Annotated in this window: 22 protein-coding genes; 11 read left to right on the forward strand and 11 right to left on the reverse strand. The window is 64.3% G+C overall.

The genetic code is table 11. The annotated features are described in order from the left end of the window. Positions 1 to 184: 184 nt before the first annotated feature. The 4 genes from CAG11_RS14000 to CAG11_RS14015 all read left to right on the forward strand — a co-directional run bounded on the left by CAG11_RS14000 (position 185) and on the right by CAG11_RS14015 (position 5285). Positions 185 to 1957, forward strand: a complete 1773-nt coding sequence (locus CAG11_RS14000; RefSeq protein ID WP_085596801.1) for an N-acetylglutaminylglutamine amidotransferase — start codon at positions 185 to 187, stop codon at positions 1955 to 1957. 3 nt (positions 1958 to 1960) lie between these two features. Continuing rightward, entirely contained in the window at positions 1961 to 3706 is a 1746-nt protein-coding gene (gene ngg / locus CAG11_RS14005; RefSeq protein ID WP_085596802.1) for an N-acetylglutaminylglutamine synthetase, read from the forward strand. A gap of 81 nt (positions 3707 to 3787) precedes the next feature. Further along, on the forward strand, positions 3788 to 4972 hold the full coding sequence (locus CAG11_RS14010) for an osmoprotectant NAGGN system M42 family peptidase (protein WP_022640144.1): 1185 nt from the start codon (positions 3788 to 3790) through the stop codon (positions 4970 to 4972). An 85-nt stretch (positions 4973 to 5057) separates the two neighbouring features. After that, on the forward strand, positions 5058 to 5285 hold the full coding sequence (locus CAG11_RS14015) for a YheU family protein (protein ID WP_022640145.1): 228 nt from the start codon (positions 5058 to 5060) through the stop codon (positions 5283 to 5285). A 32-nt stretch (positions 5286 to 5317) separates the two neighbouring features. On the opposite strand, the gene CAG11_RS14020 is transcribed toward CAG11_RS14015, so the two are convergent. Both CAG11_RS14020 and CAG11_RS14025 read right to left on the reverse strand, forming a co-directional pair. Further along, positions 5318 to 5650 carry a YnfA family protein gene (locus CAG11_RS14020; RefSeq protein WP_053133239.1) on the reverse strand — a complete coding sequence of 111 codons (333 nt, stop codon included), beginning with the start codon at positions 5648 to 5650 and terminating at the stop codon, positions 5318 to 5320. A 64-nt stretch (positions 5651 to 5714) separates the two neighbouring features. Next, entirely contained in the window at positions 5715 to 6530 is an 816-nt protein-coding gene (locus CAG11_RS14025; protein WP_085596803.1) for an SDR family oxidoreductase, read from the reverse strand. A 253-nt stretch (positions 6531 to 6783) separates the two neighbouring features. Here CAG11_RS14025 and CAG11_RS14030 point away from each other — a divergent pair, with 253 nt between their 5' ends. Further along, positions 6784 to 6942, forward strand: a complete 159-nt coding sequence (locus tag CAG11_RS14030) for a DUF3309 family protein (protein ID WP_172681654.1) — start codon at positions 6784 to 6786, stop codon at positions 6940 to 6942. A gap of 119 nt (positions 6943 to 7061) precedes the next feature. Here the strand turns inward: CAG11_RS14030 and CAG11_RS14035 are convergent, their stop codons facing one another. The 5 genes from CAG11_RS14035 to CAG11_RS14055 all read right to left on the reverse strand — a co-directional run bounded on the left by CAG11_RS14035 (position 7062) and on the right by CAG11_RS14055 (position 12839). Next, on the reverse strand, positions 7062 to 9155 hold the full coding sequence (locus tag CAG11_RS14035; RefSeq protein ID WP_085596804.1) for an LTA synthase family protein: 2094 nt from the start codon (positions 9153 to 9155) through the stop codon (positions 7062 to 7064). Between the two features lie 313 nt (positions 9156 to 9468). Further along, positions 9469 to 9660: a PLDc N-terminal domain-containing protein gene (locus CAG11_RS14040; protein WP_011062611.1), complete on the reverse strand. Its 192-nt coding sequence runs from the start codon at positions 9658 to 9660 to the stop codon at positions 9469 to 9471. 85 nt (positions 9661 to 9745) lie between these two features. Then, positions 9746 to 10276: a hypothetical protein gene (locus tag CAG11_RS14045; RefSeq protein WP_085596805.1), complete on the reverse strand. Its 531-nt coding sequence runs from the start codon at positions 10274 to 10276 to the stop codon at positions 9746 to 9748. 108 nt (positions 10277 to 10384) lie between these two features. Further along, complete coding sequence (locus CAG11_RS14050; RefSeq protein WP_085596806.1) at positions 10385 to 10903, reverse strand: ankyrin repeat domain-containing protein; 519 nt, start codon at positions 10901 to 10903, stop codon at positions 10385 to 10387. Between the two features lie 97 nt (positions 10904 to 11000). After that, a complete protein-coding gene (locus CAG11_RS14055; RefSeq protein ID WP_085596807.1) occupies positions 11001 to 12839 on the reverse strand; it encodes a long-chain-acyl-CoA synthetase in 1839 nt (612 codons plus the stop codon). Positions 12840 to 13114: 275 nt separating this feature from the next. Here CAG11_RS14055 and CAG11_RS33180 point away from each other — a divergent pair, with 275 nt between their 5' ends. Further along, entirely contained in the window at positions 13115 to 13423 is a 309-nt protein-coding gene (locus CAG11_RS33180; RefSeq protein ID WP_143494577.1) for a hypothetical protein, read from the forward strand. A gap of 92 nt (positions 13424 to 13515) precedes the next feature. Next, positions 13516 to 13794 (forward strand): DUF3509 domain-containing protein, encoded by a 279-nt coding sequence (locus CAG11_RS14060; protein ID WP_022640152.1) that lies wholly within the window; start codon positions 13516 to 13518, stop codon positions 13792 to 13794. Positions 13795 to 13863: 69 nt separating this feature from the next. Here CAG11_RS14060 and CAG11_RS14065 read toward each other — a convergent pair whose 3' ends face one another. The 3 genes from CAG11_RS14065 to aroC form a co-directional block, all read right to left on the reverse strand. Further along, positions 13864 to 14403 carry an acireductone dioxygenase gene (locus tag CAG11_RS14065; protein WP_085596808.1) on the reverse strand — a complete coding sequence of 180 codons (540 nt, stop codon included), beginning with the start codon at positions 14401 to 14403 and terminating at the stop codon, positions 13864 to 13866. Between the two features lie 112 nt (positions 14404 to 14515). Next, complete coding sequence (locus tag CAG11_RS14070; RefSeq protein WP_177409119.1) at positions 14516 to 15670, reverse strand: MFS transporter; 1155 nt, start codon at positions 15668 to 15670, stop codon at positions 14516 to 14518. Positions 15671 to 15698: 28 nt separating this feature from the next. Further along, the gene (gene aroC, locus CAG11_RS14075; RefSeq protein WP_022640155.1) at positions 15699 to 16790 is read right to left on the reverse strand and encodes a chorismate synthase; all 1092 of its coding nucleotides are present in this window, start codon (positions 16788 to 16790) and stop codon (positions 15699 to 15701) included. Positions 16791 to 16981: 191 nt separating this feature from the next. On the opposite strand from aroC, the gene CAG11_RS14080 reads away from it, so the two are divergent. Continuing rightward, positions 16982 to 17935: an alpha/beta hydrolase gene (locus tag CAG11_RS14080; protein ID WP_085596809.1), complete on the forward strand. Its 954-nt coding sequence runs from the start codon at positions 16982 to 16984 to the stop codon at positions 17933 to 17935. 98 nt (positions 17936 to 18033) lie between these two features. Beyond that, complete coding sequence (locus CAG11_RS14085) at positions 18034 to 18825, forward strand: hypothetical protein (protein ID WP_085596810.1); 792 nt, start codon at positions 18034 to 18036, stop codon at positions 18823 to 18825. A gap of 51 nt (positions 18826 to 18876) precedes the next feature. Here the strand turns inward: CAG11_RS14085 and prmB are convergent, their stop codons facing one another. Further along, positions 18877 to 19785, reverse strand: a complete 909-nt coding sequence (prmB, locus tag CAG11_RS14090) for a 50S ribosomal protein L3 N(5)-glutamine methyltransferase (protein ID WP_022640158.1) — start codon at positions 19783 to 19785, stop codon at positions 18877 to 18879. A gap of 240 nt (positions 19786 to 20025) precedes the next feature. Between prmB and CAG11_RS14095 the strand changes: the two genes are divergently transcribed. Both CAG11_RS14095 and CAG11_RS14100 read left to right on the forward strand, forming a co-directional pair. Then, positions 20026 to 20616 carry a cysteine hydrolase family protein gene (locus CAG11_RS14095; RefSeq protein ID WP_085596811.1) on the forward strand — a complete coding sequence of 197 codons (591 nt, stop codon included), beginning with the start codon at positions 20026 to 20028 and terminating at the stop codon, positions 20614 to 20616. Between the two features lie 130 nt (positions 20617 to 20746). After that, on the forward strand, positions 20747 to 21067 hold the full coding sequence (locus CAG11_RS14100) for a hypothetical protein (RefSeq protein WP_053133259.1): 321 nt from the start codon (positions 20747 to 20749) through the stop codon (positions 21065 to 21067). The last annotated feature ends 48 nt before the right edge of the window (positions 21068 to 21115 follow it).

Genomic DNA, 21115 nt, shown 5'->3' on the forward strand with positions numbered 1-21115 from the left:
CGAATCTCATCAGTTGCTTGATCATGCCATCACCAGTGATTTTTCCCTGGGGTTGAGCAGAAGCCGCTGATTATAACCCATCGATCTAAAACTCCCGAGTTATGCACAGGTCAGTTTCCTGGTAGCCGTCATTTTGGCGGCGACGGATTGACTCTTCCCCAACGGAAAAAACCGGTAAGGACTTATGTGCGGATTAGCTGGAGAACTACGTTTCGATCACCAACCTGCCGACCTTGCGGCAGTTGAACGCATCACCCACCACCTCGCCCCCCGCGGCCCCGACGCCTGGGGCTTCCACAGCCAGGGACCGATCGCCCTGGGCCATCGGCGCCTGAAGATCATGGACCTGTCGGACGGCTCGGCGCAGCCCATGGTCGACAACCAGCTGGGCCTGTCCCTGGCCTTCAACGGCGCGATCTACAACTACCCCGAGCTGCGCGCCGAACTGGAAGCCAAGGGTTATGCCTTTCATTCCGGGGGCGATACCGAAGTGCTGCTCAAGGGCTACCACGCCTGGGGCGCCGAGCTGCTGCCCAAGCTCAACGGCATGTTCGCCTTCGCCATCTGGGAGCGCGACAGCAAGCGCCTGTTCCTGGCCCGCGATCGCCTGGGGGTCAAGCCCCTGTACCTGTCGCGCACCGGCCAGCGCCTGCGTTTCGCCTCGACCCTGCCGGCACTGCTCAAGGGCGGCGACATCGATCCGCTGCTCGATCCGGTCGCCCTCAACCACTACCTGAACTTCCATGCCGTGGTCCCGGCCCCCAGGACGTTGCTGGCGGGCATCGAGAAACTGCCGCCAGCTACCTGGATGCGCATCGAGGCCGATGGCCGCAGCGAGCAGCAGACCTGGTGGACCCTGGCCTACGGCCCGGCCGCCGATGAAACCCGGTTGACCCTGGAAGATTGGCGCGACCGGGTGCTGGACAGCACCCGTGAAGCGGTAGCCATCCGCCAACGTGCAGCGGTGGACGTCGGCGTGCTGCTGTCTGGCGGCGTCGACTCGAGTCTGCTGGTGGGGCTGCTGCGTGAAGTCGGGGTGGACGAGTTGTCGACCTTCTCCATCGGTTTCCAGGATGCCGGCGGCGAACGGGGCGACGAGTTCCAGTATTCCGACCTGATCGCCCGGCACTACGGCACCCGCCATCACCAACTGCGCATCGCCGAGCACGAGATCATCGAGCAGTTGCCCGCTGCGTTTCGCGCCATGAGCGAGCCGATGGTCAGCCACGACTGCATCGCCTTCTATTTGCTGTCCCGGGAAGTGGCCAAGCACTGCAAGGTGGTGCAGAGCGGCCAGGGGGCCGACGAGTTGTTCGCCGGCTACCACTGGTATCCGCAGGTGGACGGCGCCGATGATCCCTATGGCGCCTATCGCGCGGCCTTCTTCGACCGCAGCTACGACGACTATGCCGCCACCGTGCAACCGCAGTGGCTGACGGCCAACGATGCCGCCGGTGATTTCGTCCGCGAGCATTTTGCCCGGCCCGGGGCCGAGGCCGCCGTGGACAAGGCCCTGCGCCTGGACAGCACGGTGATGCTGGTGGACGACCCGGTCAAGCGCGTGGACAACATGACCATGGCCTGGGGCCTGGAGGCCCGCACGCCATTCCTCGACTACCGCCTGGTGGAACTCTCGGCCCGGGTCCCCGCGCGCTTCAAGCTGCCCGATGGAGGCAAGCAGGTACTCAAGGAGGCCGCGCGGCTGGTGATTCCCAGCGAGGTCATCGATCGCAAGAAAGGCTACTTCCCGGTACCGGGGCTCAAGCACCTGGAGGGCAAGACCCTGGATTGGGTCCGCGAACTGCTGCTGGACCCGAGCCAGGACCGCGGCCTGTTCAATCCGACGATGCTCGACCGCCTGCTGACCGATCCCCAGGGCCAGCTGACGCCGTTGCGCGGCTCCAAGCTGTGGCAACTGGCGGCGTTGAACCTGTGGCTCAGTGAACAAGGAATCTGACCGATGAAAGCCCATGCTACGGCCTACAGCCAACGCCTTCTGCGGGGCCAGGCCCCCTCCTACGAACGCTTGCAGGCGCGTTTTGCCGAAGACGGCAGCGAGCCAGGCAACGACCCGGTTGCCGTGCACTGCGGTTGGGGCCGCCTGCTGATCGGCCATACCTTCCCCGACGCCGCCCGGCTGGCCGAGGAACTGCTCAACGAGCGTCCCGGCGAGCGGGACATCGCGCTGTATGTAGCCGCGCCCCAGCAGGTGCTGGGGCTGGAGCCGGCGCAACTGTTCCTCGACCCCTCCGACACGCTGCGCCTGTGGTTCAGCGACTACCGCCAGGCCACCCGGGTATTCCGTGGCTTTCGTATCCGGCGTGCGCAAAGCGCCGCCGACTGGCAGGCCATCAACCAGCTGTACCTGGCCCGGGGCATGCTGCCCATCGATCCAGAGCTGCTGACCCCACGCCACCAGGGCGGGCCGGTCTACTGGCTGGCCGAGGACGAGGACAGCGGCGCGCTGATCGGCAGCGTCATGGGCCTGGACCATTACAAGGCCTACCAGGACCCGGAACACGGCAGCAGCCTGTGGTGCCTGGCCGTGGACCCGGACTGCAGCCGACCGGGCGTTGGCGAGGTGTTGGTGCGCCACCTGATCGAACACTTCATGAGCCGTGGCCTGAGCCACCTCGACTTGTCCGTGCTGCACGACAACCGCCAGGCCAAGAACCTCTACGCCAAGCTGGGCTTTCGCACCCTCTCGACCTTCGCCATCAAGCGCAAGAACGGCATCAACCAGCCGTTGTTCCTTGGCCCCGGCCCCCAGGCGCAGTTCAATCCCTATGCCCGGATCATCGTCGAGGAAGCCCATCGCCGGGGTATCGACGTCCAGGTCGACGACGCCACAGCCGGCCTGTTCACCCTCAGCCACGGCGGGCGCCGGGTACGCTGCCGGGAATCCCTGAGCGACCTGACCAGCGCCATCAGCATGAGCCTGTGCCAGGACAAGAGCCTGACCCACAAGGTGCTCAAGGGCGCCGGGCTGAACCTGCCGGCCCAGCGCCTGGCGGGTAACGCCGACGACAACCTGGAGTTCCTCGACGAGCATCGACGGGTGGTGGTCAAGCCCCTGGACGGCGAGCAGGGCCAGGGGGTAGCGGTGGACCTGCGCAGTATCGAGGAGGTGCAGCAGGCCATCGACCAGGCTCGCAAGTTCGACAGTCGGGTCCTGCTGGAAAGCTTCCACGAGGGCCTGGACCTGCGCATCCTGGTGATCGGTTTCGAAGTGGTGGCCGCGGCCATCCGCCGCCCTGCACAAATCATCGGCGATGGTCAGCACTCCATCGGTGCGTTGATCGAAGCCCGCAGCCGCCGGCGCCAAGCGGCCACCGGTGGCGAGAGTCGCATCCCCCTGGACCACGAGACCCAGCGCACCCTGCATGCCGCCGGCTACGACTACAACAGCGTGCTGGAGCCCGGCGAGCTGCTATGCGTGCGGCGTACCGCCAACCTGCACACCGGCGGCACCCTGGAAGACGTCACCGACATCCTCCATCCGCAGCTGGCCGATGCCGCGGTGCGCGCGGCCCGGGCCCTGGATATCCCGGTGGTCGGCCTGGACCTGCTGGTGCCGGCGGCGGACCAGCCCGAATACGTGTTCATCGAAGCCAACGAGCGTGCCGGGCTGGCCAACCACGAACCGCAACCGACGGCCGAGCGTTTTGTCGACCTGCTGTTCCCCCTCAGTCAACCAACCCCCTGAGCCCCTGGGGCCTGCGGCGCCAGTGAATGCCGCAGGTCTTGGACGAAGCCATCGCTGGGCGTTTTTTCATCAGGAGTTTCCATGACCCGCAAGATCGCCGAACCGGACCTCGCCTACCTGCAGAAGGTCCTCCTGGAAATGCTCGCCATTCCCAGCCCCACCGGTTTCACCGACACCATCGTGCGCTATGTCGCCGAGCGCCTGGAAGAATTGGGCATTCCCTTCGAACTGACCCGGCGCGGCACTATCCGCGCCACCCTCAAGGGCCAGAAGAACAGCCCCGACCGGGCCGTCTCGGCACACCTGGACACCATCGGCGCCAGCGTCCGCGCGGTGAAGGACAACGGCCGCCTGACCCTGGCGCCGGTGGGCTGCTGGTCCAGCCGCTTCGCCGAGGGCAGCCGGGTCAGCCTGTTCACCGACAACGGCGTGCTGCGCGGCAGCGTGCTGCCGTTGATGGCCTCCGGGCATGCCTTCAACACCGCGGTGGACGAGTTGCCCATCAGTTGGGACCACATCGAGCTGCGCCTGGACGCCTATTGCACCACCCGTGCCGACTGCGAATCACTGGGCATCGGCGTGGGGGATTTCGTCGCATTCGACCCCCTGCCGGAGTTCACCGAAAGCGGCCATATCAGCGCCCGGCACCTGGATGACAAGGCCGGGGTCGCGGCCCTGCTGGCCGCCCTCAAGGCCATCGTCGACAGCGGCGAACCCTTGTCGATCGACTGCCACCCGCTGTTCACCATCACCGAGGAAACCGGTAGCGGCGCCGCCGCAGCCCTGCCCTGGGACGTCAGTGAGTTTGTCGGCATCGACATCGCCCCGGTCGCTCCGGGCCAGCACTCCAGCGAGCACGCGGTCAGCGTGGCCATGCAGGACTCCGCCGGGCCCTACGACTACCATCTGTCCCGGCACCTGCTGCGCCTGGCCGGGGAGCATGAGTTGCCGGTACGGCGCGACCTGTTTCGCTACTACTTCAGCGATGCCCATTCGGCGGTCACCGCCGGCCACGATATCCGTACCGCGCTGCTGGCCTTCGGTTGCGACGCCACCCATGGCTACGAACGGACCCATATCGACAGCCTGGCCGCACTGGCCCGGCTGCTGAGCGCCTACATCCTCAGCCCACCGGTATTCGCCAGCGACGCCCTACCGGCCCAGGGTTCCCTGGACCGCTTCAGCCATCAGCTCGAGCATGATGCGCAGATGGAAAGCGAGACCCGGGTGCCTTCGGTGGACAGCCTGGTGGGCAATCGCTCCTGAACATGACGGGCAGGTTCGTGCAGATCGTGGTTGGCGGGTGCCGGCCTGGCGCAGTAGCATCCGGGATTGTTTGCCGGAGGCCCCCATGCTGATTCCCCACGACCGCCTTGAAGTCGACACCCTGACCCGCTTGATCGAAGACTTCGTCACCCGCGAGGGCACCGACAACGGTGATGAAACCCCGCTGGAAACCCGGGTCCTGCGGGTCCGCCAAGCCCTGGGCAAGGGTCAGGCGGTGATCGTCTTCGACCCCGACAGCGAGCAGTGCCAGTTGATGCTCAAGCACGATGTGCCCAAGGAACTATTCGACTGAACACGACGCCCGGGCCTGCCCCGGGCGTTTTTTCAAGAGGCGCTCAAGCGCGGCCCGAACAGGATCACGCTGGCGCCGATCACGCACAGCGCCAGCCCCAGCCAGTCCGAACCCAGGGGACGGACCCGCTCCACCACCGCCAGCCAGCCAATCGACGCGACGATGTAGATGCCTCCATAGGCGGCATAGGCGCGCCCGGCGTAAACCGCCTCGACCTTGGTCAACAACAGGGCGAACAGGGTCAGGCTGACCAGCGCGGGGATGACCCACAGGGCGCTCTTGCCCTGGCGCAACCACATCCAGAAGGCATAGCAGCCGAAGATTTCGAACAGCGCGGCGAAAAAGAACCACAGGTAGTTGAGCATGCAAGGTCTCGTCAGGATTGCCAGATGCCGGCAACCCTAACCAGGCCCAGGCCGACGGGCAAGTTCAGTTGGCGCCTTGCTTGACCTTGGCGCGCATCTTCTCGGCCATCTGGGTCATTTCGGCGTACAGCGCCTGGGGATTGTGCTGCTTCAGGGTCCAGGCCAGGCGCCCCTGCTCATGGGGCAGGATCATGAACTGGCCGGCCTGCACCTGCTGGTGGATGTAGTCGGCGATCTCGACCGCGCTGATTGGCGAGCTCTCCAGCAGCTTGCCCACCTGGGCCTTCATGGCCGGGGTCGGGCCACGGAAGGAGTCCAGCAGGTTGGTCTGGAAGAACGACGGGCAGACCACGTGCACGGCGATCTCCTGCTGCGCCAGCTCGACCAGCAGGCTTTCCGAAAGCGCCACCACGCCAGCCTTGGCCACGTTGTAGTTGCTCATCGCCGGCCCCTGCATCAGCGCGGCCATGGAGGCGATGTTGATGATCTTGCCCTTGCTCTGCTCCAGCAGCGGCAGGAAGGCCTTGCAGCCCTTGACCACGCCCATCAGGTTGATCGCGATCTGCCAGTCCCAGTCCTCCAGGGACAGCTCGCTGAAGAAGCCGCCGGAAGCCACGCCGGCGTTGTTGACGATGATATCGATGCCACCGAACTTGAGCTCGCAGGCCTGGGCGAACGCGGTCAGTTGGCTGTAGTCGCGCACATCGCAGCGCTGCACGAAACCATCGCCACCGGCTTGGCGAACCAGCTTCAGGGTCTCTTGCAAACCTGCCTCGTTGACATCGGACAAGGCCAGCCGCCAGCCCTCGCGCGCCCAGCGCAAAGCGATTTCGCGCCCCAGGCCGGAGCCGGCGCCGGTGATCATCATGCGATTGTGCATAACAGTTGCCTTGTAGGTCCTGGAAAGATGAGCGCAGTGTAGCGAAGGCCCCGGCACGCCCCATGCACCATCAGGGTGCTGAATGGCGCGGGCAAACCCGTGCCTCGGTTCGGCCCTTGGGAGCGACGGCGCTGGCCGGCGAAAAACTTTGAATCTTGTGCACCGGCAACGAGTCCGAAACAGTAAGCGGCCCATGTTGCGAGCAAGACAGGTACGCAACATTCGCCGTTCGACAAATACTTCCTAAAAGGACATCGCTATGGGCACCATCCTGATCATCATCCTGATCCTGCTGCTGATTGGCGGCCTGCCGGTCTTCCCCCACTCCAGAAGCTGGGGCTACGGCCCTTCGGGGGTGATTGGCGTGGTGCTGGTCGTGTTGCTGGTGTTGCTGTTGCTCGGCAGGATCTAGGGCACAAGCCGCTCCGGCAGCTTCGGGCCGGGCAAAAAAACACCCCTGCAAGAGGGGTGCATGGTGACCTGGCCAACCCGGCCGGCGCTCGAAGGCGAGCCGGCCGGGTGCGATGGCGATCAGTCCGGCTTGCCGTTGACCACGCCTGCGGTGTTATCCAGCAGGCTCTTGGTCGCGGTTTGCAGGAAAGCTTCGAGCTTGTGCTTCAACTCGTCGGTCCGCGGGGCATCCGGGACGATTTCCGCGTGAGGGTTGGCGCCCAGCTCGTACTGGTACATCCGCGGCGCCATTTCCTTCTCCCGCGGCAGCACCAGGATCTGTCCGGCCGTCACGATGGCCGTGGTCTGCTCGCTGCCCGAAGGCTTGATCACGCCGAAGCCGGTATCGCCTTCCGGCAGGTTGAGCAGGTCACGTCCCCAGCACTGGTGGCGCACCTGGCCACCCAGACGCCCCATGATGGTCGGCACGATATCGACCTGGGTACCCACGGTGTGGTTGCGCTGGCCGAACTTCTCCTGGATACCCGGGGCGATCATCAGCATCGGCACGTTGAAGCGACCCAGGTCCATTTCGGTGATCTGGCGCTCGTTGCCGAAACCATGGTCGCCCACGATCACGAACAGGGTTTGCTTGAAGTACGGCTCCTTGCGCGCCTTCTCGAAGAACTGGCCCAGGGCCCAGTCGGCGTAGCGCATGGCCGTCAGGTGTTCATTGAGGCTGCCACGATCGGTCACTTTCTCCACCGGCAGTGGCGTCGGCAAGGCGTACGGGGTGTGGTTGGACAGGGTCTGCAGCAAGGCATAGAACGGCTTGCCGTTTTCCCGCGCCTTCAGCTCCTGCAGGCCACGATCGAACATATCCTGGTCGGACACGCCCCAGGTCGGATCGGAGAACACCGGATCGACGAAGTCGTTGCGACCGACGAAGTTGGTCATGCCCTGATTGCTGAAGAAGCCCGACTGGTTGTCCCAGGCGAAGTCGCCGTTGTAGACGTAGACATCGTCATACTTGCGCGCACTCAATACTTGCGGCAGGCCGGACAGCTTGTGGCTGCCTTCCGGGGTCTGCATCAGGTATTCGAAGCCCGGCAGGTTGGGGAAGCAGGCCATGGTGGCGAACATGCCCTGGTGGGTATGGGTGCCATTGGAGAAGAAGCGGTCGAACAACAGGCCTTCCTGGGACAGCTTGTCCAGGTACGGAGTGATGTTACCCGGGCCGCCCAGGGCGCCCACCGAGTGACCGGCCATGCTCTCCATGAGGATCACGACCACGTTCTTGATCGGCAGGGTCTTGTCGGCCGGGGGCATGTAGTCACGGCGTACCGCGGCGATATCGCCATCCACCAGCTTGTCGTCCGGCATCAACAGCAGGTCGCGCACCACTTGCTGCGCCTCGGGCTGGGGCAAGGTGGCCTTCCAGATATTGCTGCGATCCTCGCCCATCCGGCTCTTGGCCGCCTCGATCAGCGACAGGGTACCGTTGAGGCCCAGCTGGTTGGCGAAGTTGGAATCGGTGGTGTAGACGTCACCCCAGCGCATCGGCGGTCCCTGGCGCAGGGTGCCACGAATGGCCACCACGCAAATCACCAGGCAGACCACGAACACCGCCAGGCGCGCGTACCAGGGCGCGATCTGGCGTGCCCCGACGCTGCCGCCGGTGAATGGCCCACGGGGCCGGGTGGCACGATCGGCCCCCTTGAATGCCAGGCTCAGGATCCAGGTGCCCACGACCCAGGCCAGGATGTAGCGCACTACCGGGAAACCGTACCAGAGCATGCTCATCACGGTCTTCGGGTCTTCCTTGACGTACTGGAACACCAGGCCATTGAGGCGTTGGTGGAACTCGCGATAGAAGTCCATCTCCATCAGGCCGAGGAACAGCGCGATGCTGGAGGTCAGCGTCAGCCAGAAGCGCAGCAGCCCACGGGCAGCCATGGCCCGGGCACTGAACAGCGCCAGTACCAGCGGCGCACTGATGTAGGCCACCAGTCGCAGGTCGAAACGCAAGCCATTGGCAAACGCCTCGAGGAAGGTCGAGGCCGGCGTATCGAGGATCATCTCGCGGTTGTAGACCAGCAGCGCAACGCGCAGCAGGGTGAACATCACCATCATGACCAGCGCACAGAGGAGCGTGTAGGCCAGATGGGATTTGACGGTCGGTTGCAGCAAGCGATTCGGGGATCGCTGCTGGCTCAGGGCATCCGAGTTTGCCATGTCGTTTTAGGACCCATTGGAAGTTTAAGTTGCAAGGATGAAGCGGCGTTCAGCCCTCTTGTTGCCGCCGGGGCGACGGGGAATACGCGGTGCGCAGATGTTGCACGATCACTGGAGGCATTGCCATTGCTTAGTGGCAGGCGTATTCGCCGCCCTACCAACGGCTCTGGGGCAATGAATTGCAGGGAGTGACAGAGAAAAAAACGCTGGCGAATTGTCTTCGAGCGTTTGTGAAAATTTCGTTCAAGGCATGTTTAGTCACACAAAAAAGGGCCTCGCGGCCCTCTCTTGCTGACGCCCGACCTGATGGCGGTCAGAGGCGCACATTCCCCCGGGGCCCGGCGATGGCCCAGATGATCAGCCCCAGCACTGGCAGCAGAATGATCAGCAGTACCCAGAGGATCTTCATGCCCGTCTCGGCGCCGCTCTTGAGGACGTTGATGATGGCCCAGATATCCAGGGCCAGGATGATCAGGCCGACCAGGCCATTGAAGGTGGAACCCATGGTGTCGCTCCCTAATGATGGTGTGCTTCCTTCTAGGATAGCCGGCCACCATCAGGGTTCCGTGAGATCGCACGACATTGGCGAATCAGACGTGCACCGCAACCTTCAGGGCCTCCAGGGCCGGGGCTGCGGCGATACCCACCTCGGCACACAGCTCCAGCACCCGCGGCACATCGTGGCCGTAGACCAGGACCATCTGCAGTTCGTCGTCCAGCAACTGGCTGAAGTTCACCAGCACGTAGCCGCCGTTCTCCGGGTTCATGCTGCCCATCTGGATCTGGATCCGGTTCAGGGCGGTCAAGGCTTCGGTCTTGGCCAGTTGCTTGGGCTTGATATTGAACGACACGCCCTGGCCGAAGGACGCGACGATCTGGCTGAACAGGTCGACGTAGGTATCGGCCTGGAACAGCACGGTGTCCGGCAGGCTGCCGACCACCACCCATTCACCCAGGCAGATGGGGAAGCTGTCGTCATAGTTGATGTCGGGGTTGGCCGCCAGGAACGCCTGGGGATCGGCATAGGCCTGGCTCGCTTCATCGGCGATCCGCTGGATCTCGGCGTCGCCCATGCAGCCGGAGCTGATTCTGGTGATGAGTTCGATAAGGGCGGTCTTCATGGGCGCATCCTGGAGGCAAGGAAATTTCGAGGGCGCGAAGGATAGCCTAAAGTCCTCGGTCGGTCCTGCCGCAACGACGAGGGCCCAAGCCCTCGCCGCCCTCGCGCCTCAGGCCAGGAGCTGTTCCAGTTGCGCGGTGGTATCCGCCGCGCCCATGGTCCGGGCCGCCTCCAGGGCACTGACGCCATTGGCATCGCGAACCATGGGATCGGCGCCCTGGCTGATCAGGTAGGTGACGATCTCGGTGCGATTGAACATCGCCGCCATCATCAGCGCAGTACGGCCGTCGAAAGAGGCGCCCTCGACCTGGGCACCACCCTCCACCAGCGCCTTGACCACCGCCAGGTCGCCCTTGAAGGCGGCCCCGGCGATCGGACTCTGGCCGTTGTCGTTGCGGATCTCGGGGTCGGCCTTGTGCTTGAGCAGCACCTGTACCGCCTCCACATGCCCGTAATACGCGGCCAGCATCAGCAGGGTATCGCCCTTGTGGTTGCGCAGGTTGACCGGCAGGCCACCACCGGCCAGCCGGTCGAGCATCTGGGCATCGCCCTGGCGGGCGACGTTGAACACCTGCTCGACAAACTGGGCGGCCTCGTCTTCAGTCATCTGGCGGCTTTTGTCGGTCATCGGTAACTCCAGGTTCGGCAAATCGGAAAGTCGCTAGTTTCCCCAAGCCGGCCGCAGCCTGTCACCCTCTTTTTCCCAAGGACCGCCATAGACACAATCAATAGCGCAGGCGCCCTCCCTGGATGTCGGCGAAGATCTGCGGGGTCAAGCGCACATAGGTGTCCGAACCCGGCAGCCAGGCATAGATCGGATCGTCACCGGTGCGTTCGAGATCGAAGGCCTGCTCTTTCAGGCGGCTCTTCTGGTATTTGAAAGTACCGGTGGTATCCATCTTCACCTTGATCCGCAGGAACAGCGGCACCGCATAGCCCGGCAGTTGCTGCCGGGCGAACTGCAACAGCGCGCTGAAATCCAGGGTCGCCAGGGACTCCGCCGGGGTGATCGCCACCATCCCCGCACGGCCATTGGTGTTTTGGATCTCCACGCCGTAGGCCACCACCTCGGCGACCTGCGGGTGCCCCAGCAGGATGTTCTCGACCTCGGTGGTGGAGACGTTCTCGCCCTTCCAGCGGAAGGTATCGCCCAGGCGATCGACGAACTGCACATGACCAAAACCGATATCACGCAGCAGGTCGCCGGTATTGAAGTAGCTGTCGCCCTTCTCGAACACGTCCCTGAGGATCACCTTGAGGTTCTTCTCCGGATCGGTATAGCCATCCAGCGGTGCCTTGTCGTCGATCTTCGCCAGCAGCAGGCCCTGGCCGCCCTTGGCCACCTTCTGCATGAACCCCTGGCTGTTGCGCAGCGGCGCACCGGTGTCATGGGCGTACTCCACCAAGGCCCAGGGAATCAGGGAAAACCCGACGGTGTTGTCGAAGTTGAGAATGTTGCTGAAGCCGATGTTGCCGTCGCTGGCGGCGTATAGCTCGCAGATATGGCCGACGCCGAAGCGCTGCTTGAATTCACTCCAGACCCCCGGGCGCAGGCCGTTGCCGATCATCCTGAAAACCTGGTGGTCGCTGTCGCGTGGCGAACCCGGCTGGTCGATCAGGTAGCGGCACAACTCACCGACATAACCTATGGTGGTCGCCTGGAAGCGCCGGGCATCGTCCCAGAACTGGCTGGCGCTGAACTTGCGGCGTATGGCGAACCCCGAGGCCCCGGTGATGGCCGAGCCCCAGCACACGCACAAGCCGGTCGCGTGATACAGCGGCAAGGTGCAATACAGCACATCCTCAGGCTGCATATCCAGGGCGATAGTGCCGAAGCCGGCACTGGTGCGCATCCAGCGCCCGTGCTTGAAGATGCCTGCCTTGGGCAAGCCGGTGGTACCGGAGGTATAGATGTAGAAGCAAGGGTCATCGAGGAAGATGCGCTGGGTCTGGGCCAGGTTGTCCCCCGGATAGCCGGCACTCTCGGCCATCAGGTTGACCAGCCCTTCGGGGGTGGCTCCGGGATCGGCCAGGGTGTCCTGGTCGGCGACGTACCAGGTGCGCCGCGGCTCGATTCCGACCTGGTCGCGCACCGCCGAATAGGCCGCCAGCAACTCGGCGCCGACCATGATCGCCACCGGCTTGACCAGGTTCAGGCTATGCACCAGCACCCCCTGGGTCTGTGCGGTGTTGACCATGGCGCAGATCCCGCCGAGCTTGGCCACCGCCAGTACGGTGACCAGCAGTTCCGGACGGTTTTCGATGAAGACCGCCAGCACATCGCCCTTGCCGATGCCCTGCTCCTGCAGGTAGGCCGCGATGCGGTTGGCCCACTGGTTGACCTGGCTGTAACTCAGGACCCGATTGCCATACAGCAATGCCGGCCCCTGGGGATTGCGCCTGGTCGCTTGTTCGAAGCTCCAGCCCAGGCCGCAGGGCTGGTCCGCCTTCTCGATGTTCCCGGCCCTGATGCCGCGCACCACCCGAGGCAGCGCCCGGGCAATGGACGGCACCTTACGCAGCATCATGCCCCAGGTGATCATGTCGCTCTTTTGCTTGTTCATGGTGGCTCCGGCTCGACGACAAAGGTCTGTGCCCGGACCTGGCCGGCCGGGCGCTGGCAACGGATGACGTGCTGGGCTCAACCGGGATTGGCGACTCGGGATCGGAGCACCGGCAGGCGACGCAGGCCGCAGCTGCTGGAAAGGAACGACGGATGAGTCGGGGAGAGTGCGGCAGGCAGCGCCGCCGAGGGTATGCGCAGATCGTTCATGAAGGGCGTCCTATATTCTTATTATCCTTCTGGCGAGGTCACCAGGGCCGCGCCGCAACACATTCCATGTCGCTGCAAGCCCCTGTCCAGCGCTGGCGCAAGACCAGCGCAGCAAGGGCTGACGAGCTGGAAAATACGTCAGCCCTCGCGAAGCTGTACACGGGGTTTTTGCAAAGTTTTGTATCTCCAGCGCCGCCCTTTGATGGCACTTCATGGCCTTGGATCGGCATTGAATTTTCTTGCCGGCCCGATGGTCACAATGATCAAGGCCACCATGCGCCCTGCCCCGCCACAACCTGCAAAATGCAGGATGCACGATGGCGATTCATGCAATTTGCACGAATTCTTTTTTCAGATTATTTTATAAGCTATTGATATATAAGGATTTTTATAAAATCCAATACTGGCACAATCGCTGCACCTATCACTCCATGCTTGCCCTTCAAGAACTAACGGAGCTGATAGACATGAGCCTGATCCAAGAAAAGTTTTCCTCCCTGTTCTCCAACTTCGAAGTGACCACCCTGGCGCGCCCCGATGGCGGCATCCTGCTCACCCTGCGCAATAGCGAGGGCAAGGAGTTCAAGCGTTCGATTTCCTACGCCCAATTGCACGCCGCAGACCAGTTGTCGTGGGTCATCAGTGCCATCCGCCGCGACCTGGCCGAGCAGGCCAGCGAGCTGCCACAGATTTCCCTGCTGCAGAGCCAGAACCGCTTCGCCCTGCCGACTTACCACTCCCTGTAAGTCGCTGCCCATCCAGCTGCTCGGGCCGGCCCCACCTTGCGTGGCGCCGGCCCGAGTGCATTTGCCAGGTCAGTCGTCCAGGCGTGGGAAAACACTGGCGATCGCGTCACCGGTGATCTTGGCGGCTTGGGTCGCGGTCTTGCCGCCGAACAAGCGGATGGCCACCAGGTCCGGCTGCTCGCCCATGTCGAACCAGTGGGCGGTGCCTGCCGGCAGCGAGACCAGCTCATGCCGTTCGCATACCAGGCCATACACGTAGTCGTCGATGTGCAGGTAGAGCAGCCCGCGCCCGGCCAGCAACAGCAACGCTGCGTCGTCATCCAAGCGCTGCTCCTCGGGCAAGCTGCCGTCGATGTCCGCATAGCTGCCCTTGCGGCTGAGCACTTCCAGCGAGGTATGGCCGCGCTGGCTCATCAGCGGGTCGAGCTGGACCTGGCAAGCGGCCAGGACCTGCTCCTGGCTGGCGCCGGGTTCGATCCGGGTAGCGTGCGGCCAGCGCTCGATGGCGATGCCCTGCTCGGCCAGGGTGGCGGCGATATCCTCGAAATGGGTCAGGACCTTGTTCGGCAGGTCCGGGCTGGAGACGTGATAGACGGACAGGCTGCTCATAGTGGTGACTCCTGGAGTTTGGTGGGGCCGTTCGGACACAACGCCGGCGCCTTCGTCGAAGGAGCTTTGGCAGGGTCGCAGGCCACGACAGGCAACAGTGCGAGAAACAGGCTCAGGGCCTCTGCTCTTGCATGCGGGTGGCAATGATAACGGCTGCGGCCAGGGCTGCGACGCTGGCAATACTAAAGGTCAATGTCGCGCCCAGGGCGTTCCAGCTGTAGCCGGCGTAGAGCGCTCCGAGAGCGCCACCGGTGCCCGCCAGGGCTGCGTACAACGCCTGGCCCTGGCCTTGCTGGCGCGCCCCGAAGCTGCGCTGGACGAAATGAATGGAGGCCGCGTGGAAGCTGCCGAAGGTCGCGGCGTGCAGCACCTGGGCCAACAGCAGCACCCAGAGGAACTCCGCCAGGCTGCCCAGCAGCAACCAGCGCAGGGCCGCCAGCAGGAAGCTGGCCAGCAGCACCCGGCGTACGGAGAACCGCGCCAGGATCCGGCTCATGGCCAGGAACATCAGCACCTCGGCCACCACCCCAAGGGCCCAGAGCATGCCAATCAGCCCACGGCTGTAGCCCAGGCGCTCCAGGTGCAAGGTCAGGAAGGTGTAGTAAGGACCGTGGCTCAGTTGCATGAGCGCCACGCACAAGTAGAAGGCCAGCACCCCGGGGGCCCGCACCTGCCGGAGAAATCCCTCCCCCGCCAGCCGCTGGCCCTGGGCCGGCGGCTGGGCATTGGGCACCCACAGGCTGCTGAGGACGATCCCCGCCATGATCACCACCAGGGTGACCGGGTAGATATCCAGGCTCAGCCATTCGAACAAGCGCCCCAGGGCCACCACCGTGAGAATGAAGCCGATGGAGCCCCAGAGGCGGATCTGGCTATAGCGCGAGGCCTGCCCCTGCAAGTGGGCCAGGGTGATGACCTCGAACTGCGGCAGCACCGCGTGCCAGAAGAAGGCATGCAGGGCCATGACCATCGCCAGCCAGGCGTAGCTCTGGTCGATGAAGATCAGGGAAAAACAGCCCAGGGTGCAGATCGCGCCGAAACGCACGATGGCCAGGCGCCGGCCGGTGTAGTCGCCGAGCCAGCCCCAGAGGTTCGGCGCCACGCACCGCATGAGCATGGGGATGGCCACCAGCTCGCCGATCCGCGCGCTGGAAAACCCCAGGTGGTCGAAGTACAGCGCCAGGAACGGCGCGGTCGAACCCAGTAGCGCGAAATAGAACAGGTAGAAGCTGGAAAGCCGCCAGTACGGCAATGTCGCCACGGTCATTCGACCGTGGCGACCGGCAGCGCCGGCATCAACGCTGGCCCAGGACCGGAGTGCCGACGCGCACGTCGGCGTTCTGGCCGCGATGACGCAGCAGATGGTCCATCAGCACGATGGCCATCATCGCCTCGGCGATCGGCGTGGCGCGGATGCCCACGCATGGGTCGTGGCGCCCCTTGGTGATCACGTCCACCGGGTTGCCGTCGACATCGATGGAGCGCCCCGCAGTGGTGATGCTGGAGGTCGGCTTGAGGGCCAGGTGGGCAATGATCGGCTGGCCCGAGGAGATGCCACCGAGGATGCCGCCGGCGTTGTTGCTGAGGAAACCTTCCGGCGTCAGCTCGTCCCGGTGTTCCGTGCCACGCTGGGACACCGAGGCGAAACCGGCGCCGATTTCCACGCCCTTGACGGCGTTGATGCTCATCAGCGCATGGGCCAGTTCGGCATCCAGGCGATCGAAGATCGGTTCGCCCAACCCTGGCATCACGCCTTCGGCGACCACCGTGATCTTCGCGCCCACGGAATCCTGGTCACGGCGCAGTTGGTCCATGTAGGCCTCCAGCTCCGGCACCTTGTCCGGGTCGGGGCTGAAGAAGGCGTTGTCCTCTACGCAGTCCCAGGTCTTGAACGGGATTTCGATCGGGCCCAGCTGGCTCATGTAGCCCCGCACCACGATGCCCTGGCTGGCGAGGTATTTCTTGGCGATGGCACCGGCCGCCACGCGCATGGCGGTTTCCCGCGCCGAGCTGCGGCCACCGCCACGGTAGTCGCGAATGCCGTACTTGTGGTGGTAGGTGTAGTCGGCGTGGGCCGGGCGGAACAGATCCTTGATCGCCGAGTAGTCCTTGGACTTCTGGTCGGTGTTACGGATCAGCAGGCCGATGGAGCAGCCGGTGGTCTTGCCCTCGAAGACTCCGGAGAGGATCTCGACCTCGTCGGGCTCCTGGCGCTGGGTGGTGTGGCGGCTGGTGCCGGGCTTGCGCCGGTCCAGGTCGCGCTGCAGGTCTTGCAGGGACAGCTCGAGGCCCGGCGGGCAGCCGTCGACAATGGCGACCAACGCCGGGCCATGGCTTTCGCCGGCGGTGGTGACAGTGAACAGCTTGCCGTAGGTATTGCCGGACATGCGGGGCGCTCCGTGAAATCAGCGGGAATGACTCAATCTGGACCAGGTCCCGTTACGGTTTGTCGATCCTCCATCGACCCACGGCAACAGCTCCCGGCAGCACGGCAGTATACGCAGGCTACCCAAGTAGTTCATCCTCGAACCTTCGACCCTTGCCCGAGTCCAACGGGCACCTTTTCCATGATGGCGTGATGATGCTGCGAGTTCTTCTGCTGAGTCTGTTCCTGTTCACCGGCCTGGCCCAGGCCACCGTCCTGCAACGTCCCATCAGCCTGGATACCGGCCATGGCGAGCTGTACGGCACGCTGCTGCTGCCCAAATCCGCGCAGCCCGTGCCGGTCGTGCTGATCATCTCCGGCTCCGGCCCTACCGATCGCGACGGCAACAACCCCGACGGCGGGCGCAATGACAACCTCAAGCGCCTGGCCTGGGTGCTGGCCCGGCACAACATCGCCAGCGTGCGCTATGACAAGCGCGGGGTGGCCGCCAGCCTCGCCGCCACCCCGGACGAACGCAACCTGACCCTGGAGGCCTACGTGGCCGACGCCGTCGCCTGGGGCAACAAGCTCAAGGCCGACCCGCGCCTGGGCCAATTGGTGGTACTGGGCCACAGCGAGGGGGCGCTGATCGCCAGCCTCGCCGCGCCGCAAGTGGATGCCGCCGGGGTGATCTCCATCGCCGGCACCGCCCGGCCGGTAGACCAGGTCCTGCGCCAGCAATTGAGCTACCGCCTGCCCCCGGGCTTGATGGTGCGGGCCAACGAACTGCTGGACAGTCTCAAGGCCGGCAAGGTCGACAGCGATGTGCCCGCGGCCTTGCAGGTGATCTTCCGTCCCAGCGTGCAGCCTTACCTGATCACGCTGTTCCGCGATGATCCGGCCGCTGCGTTCGCCCGCCTGAAGATGCCGGCGCTGATCGTCCAGGGCAGCAACGACATCCAGGTCAGCGTCGATGATGCCAAGGTGCTCAAGGCCGCCAAACCCGATGCCCGGCTGGCGCTGATCGAGGGCATGAACCATGTAATGCGCATCGTGCCCAACGACCTGCAGCGCCAGCTGGCCTCCTACAAGGACCCGCAACTGCCCCTGGCGGCACAGCTGGGCAGTGCCATCACCGACTTTATTGACGGACTTCACACCCGTTAGCCTGTTTTAACCCTCCAGTCCTGGAAAAAACGGCCGATAAGCCTTTGCCGGCCGTTCGATTGCTGTCGGCGCACAGCGATTGGACAGGACTTGCCGTTATGACTGATACCCAGAATTCATCTGCCGCCGAGCAGGAAACCGTCGCCCCGGAGCCGGCAGCGCGCCCCTGGGCTGACGTCCAGGTCGAGCACCGCAAGATGCTGCGCCTGGCTCCCCTGCAAACCGATCGCGCCACCGGCTCACGTCCCCTGCGTTTCATCGAGTTCGGCTACGCCGAGCGCAGCAACAAGCAATACAGCCTGCTGCGCCTGAACGTCAGCCTGCCCGGGCAACGGGTGCGCAAGGAACAGAACCACCTGGATGTGTGGGTCGAGCACGACACTCGCCGGGTTTGCTTCGAGCCCGAGGGCGGCCTGCAGATCGAACCCTTGAATCGTGGGATTGGCCGCTTCCTGCTGGCCCAGGCTGCACAGTGGGCACAGAAGAAATGGCCGCACTACCGGGTCGACGGCTTCGACCTGGCGAACAAGGACGCCCTGAATGAAGACACCCGCCTGCGCCGCGACCATGTGCTGCGCATGCAGGGTTTCGACGTGGCCTACGCCGATGCCCAGCACCTCAAGGGCAGCGTCAAGGACGTCCAGGTCGGTGAGCTGCTGAGCCAGTGGAACACCGAGAAACTGCAGTTCGTGGAGATACTGGAAGCCGCGCAGATGCTCCAGCAGGCCGAGCAGAACCTGGAGGAACTGGAAGGCAAGCTGCGCAAGCAGGATGAGAAAGTCACCAAGTACAAGCGTGAAGATGCCGGCTTGCGCTTCACCATCACCTGCCTGGTGGCCTTCGCCGTATTCCAGGCCGGGTTGCTGATCTGGATCGCGACTCACCGCTGAGCCGCATCCCCTTGCCGCCAGGGCCCGCATTGCGCGGGCCGGCGGCCCCCTTCAGAGACGAGAAGCGAAGAGCGCCTGGTGCTGACGGCATTGTTCGGCGGTGAGCATGAACACGCCATGGCCACCGTTCTCGAAGTCCAGCCAGGCGAAATCCACCTCCGGATACAACGCCTCGACGTGCACCTGGCTGTTGCCCACCTCGACGATCAGCAGGCCCTTTTCGGTCAAGTGCCCGGCCGCTTCGGCCAGCATGCGCCGCACCAGGTTCAGGCCATCTTCGCCACAAGCCAGGCCCAGCTCGGGCTCGTGCTGGTATTCCTCGGGCATGTCGGCGAAATCCTCGGCGTCGACATAGGGCGGGTTGGACACGATCAGGTCGAAGCGCTGGCCTGGCAGGCCATCGAAACCATCGCCCTGCACGGTGAAGACCCGCTCTTCGACGCCGTGGCGCTCGATGTTCTGGTTGGCCACTTCCAGGGCCTCGAAGGACAGGTCCGCGAGCACCACCTCGGCATCACGGAACTCGTAGGCACAAGCGATGCCGATGCAGCCTGAGCCGGTGCACAGGTCGAGGATGCGGGCCGGCTCGTTGGCCAGCCAGGGCTCGAAGCGCTTCTCGATCAGTTCGCCAATGGGCGAGCGGGGAACCAGCACACGCTCGTCGACCATGAATGGCAGGCCGCAGAACCAGGCCTCGCCCAGCAGGTAGGCCACGGGAACCCGGTCTTCGATGCGGCGCTTGAGCAAGTGCTGCAAGTGGACCAGCTCGTTGTCTTCCAACGCGCAGTCCAGATAGCTATCGGCAATTTCCCAGGGCAGATGCAGGGCACCCAGTACCAGTTGGCGCGCCTCGTCCCAGGCATTGTCGGTGCCATGGCCGAAGAACAGATTCTCCCCATGAAAGCGGCTGACAGCCCAGCGGATATGGTCACGCAAGGTGCGTAGACGGGAAGTGATCACGGAACAGACTCCTGACAAAACGACCGACGATTCTAACAGCCAAAGCCGTTGCCGACTAAGCGTGAAAACCATTGCCGCGCAATCGACCGGCGAGCGCCCTGGCTCCTCTCGAAGGGCGTTCGACGATAGCCCTTGACATGGCTGCAGGCCAGCAACGGCGCCCCTTACGTTAGTAGCGATTCACAGAAGCGCTCCGCCAGAGGACAATGTCGCAAACGCCCCACTCACAGGAGCCCCAGAATGTCCGTTCCAAAGACGATGTTTCAACTCAGCGGTCGTGGTTATGCGGCGGCCAATTTGAGCCACGCGACCCTTGTGATCATCGACGCCCAGAAAGAGTACCTCAGCGGCCCCCTGGCCCTGTCCGGCATGGACGCGGCAGTGGCCAACATCCGCCAGCTGCTGAGCGCCGCCCGGGTAGCCGGCCGGCCCATCGTGCATGTCCGCCACCTCGGCACCGTCGGTGGCCTGTTCGACCCCCAGGGCGAACGCGGCGAATTCATTCCCGGCCTCGAACCCCAGGGTGACGAGACCATCATCGGCAAGCTGCTGCCCAGCGCCTTCCACGGCACCGAACTGGAAAAGCGCCTGCAGGACCTGGGCTCCCTGGACCTGATCGTGGCCGGTTTCATGAGCCACTCCAGCGTCAGCACCACCGTCCGCGCGGCGAAGAACCTGGGCTTTCGCTGCACCCTGGTGGAAGATGCCTGCGCCACCCGCGACCTGCCCTACAAGGACGGCATCCTCAGCGCTGCACACGTCCAGCAGACCGAAATGGCGATCATGGCCGACAACTTCGCCACCCTGGCCTCGACCGCAAGCCTGATCTGACCGCCCTGCGGTGAGCGGCTGGCGGGCCGCTCATCCATGAATGCCACGCATTTGCAGCAATTACCCGAGCCTCAGGAACCACCCGATCAACTTCCGGTCGAAGGGCCGATACCCACTGAGGAAGGTCGGAATGAAGATATCCGATGGTTTTGACGCACGCCGGTTGCGGCCCAAGAGCCCGCGCAACTGGCGCTTGCGCTTGGGAGCGGCATTCTCCGCATTGCTGGCGACCTGCGGCGTGCTGCTAGCCATGGCCGGTATCGCCAGCCTGCTGGGACGCGCGCCGGCGCTGGGCGAACTCAACGCCCAACCGCTGGGTTCGACGGTGGTTCTGCTGATCGGCCTGGTACTGCTGTATGCCGGCGTGCGCCTGTGGCGACGTTGCCGACGGCGCATGCGACAGCCGCTGGCGCTGAACATGGCCCCGCACCTGATGAAAAAACACGACTGAGACAGCCCACGGCGCGATTTACGCGCCTGAAGGCGTACCGACTTGGGT

Origin of the sequence: Pseudomonas sp. B6(2017), from assembly GCF_002112765.1 — a bacterium.
Classification (GTDB): domain Bacteria; phylum Pseudomonadota; class Gammaproteobacteria; order Pseudomonadales; family Pseudomonadaceae; genus Aquipseudomonas; species Aquipseudomonas piscis.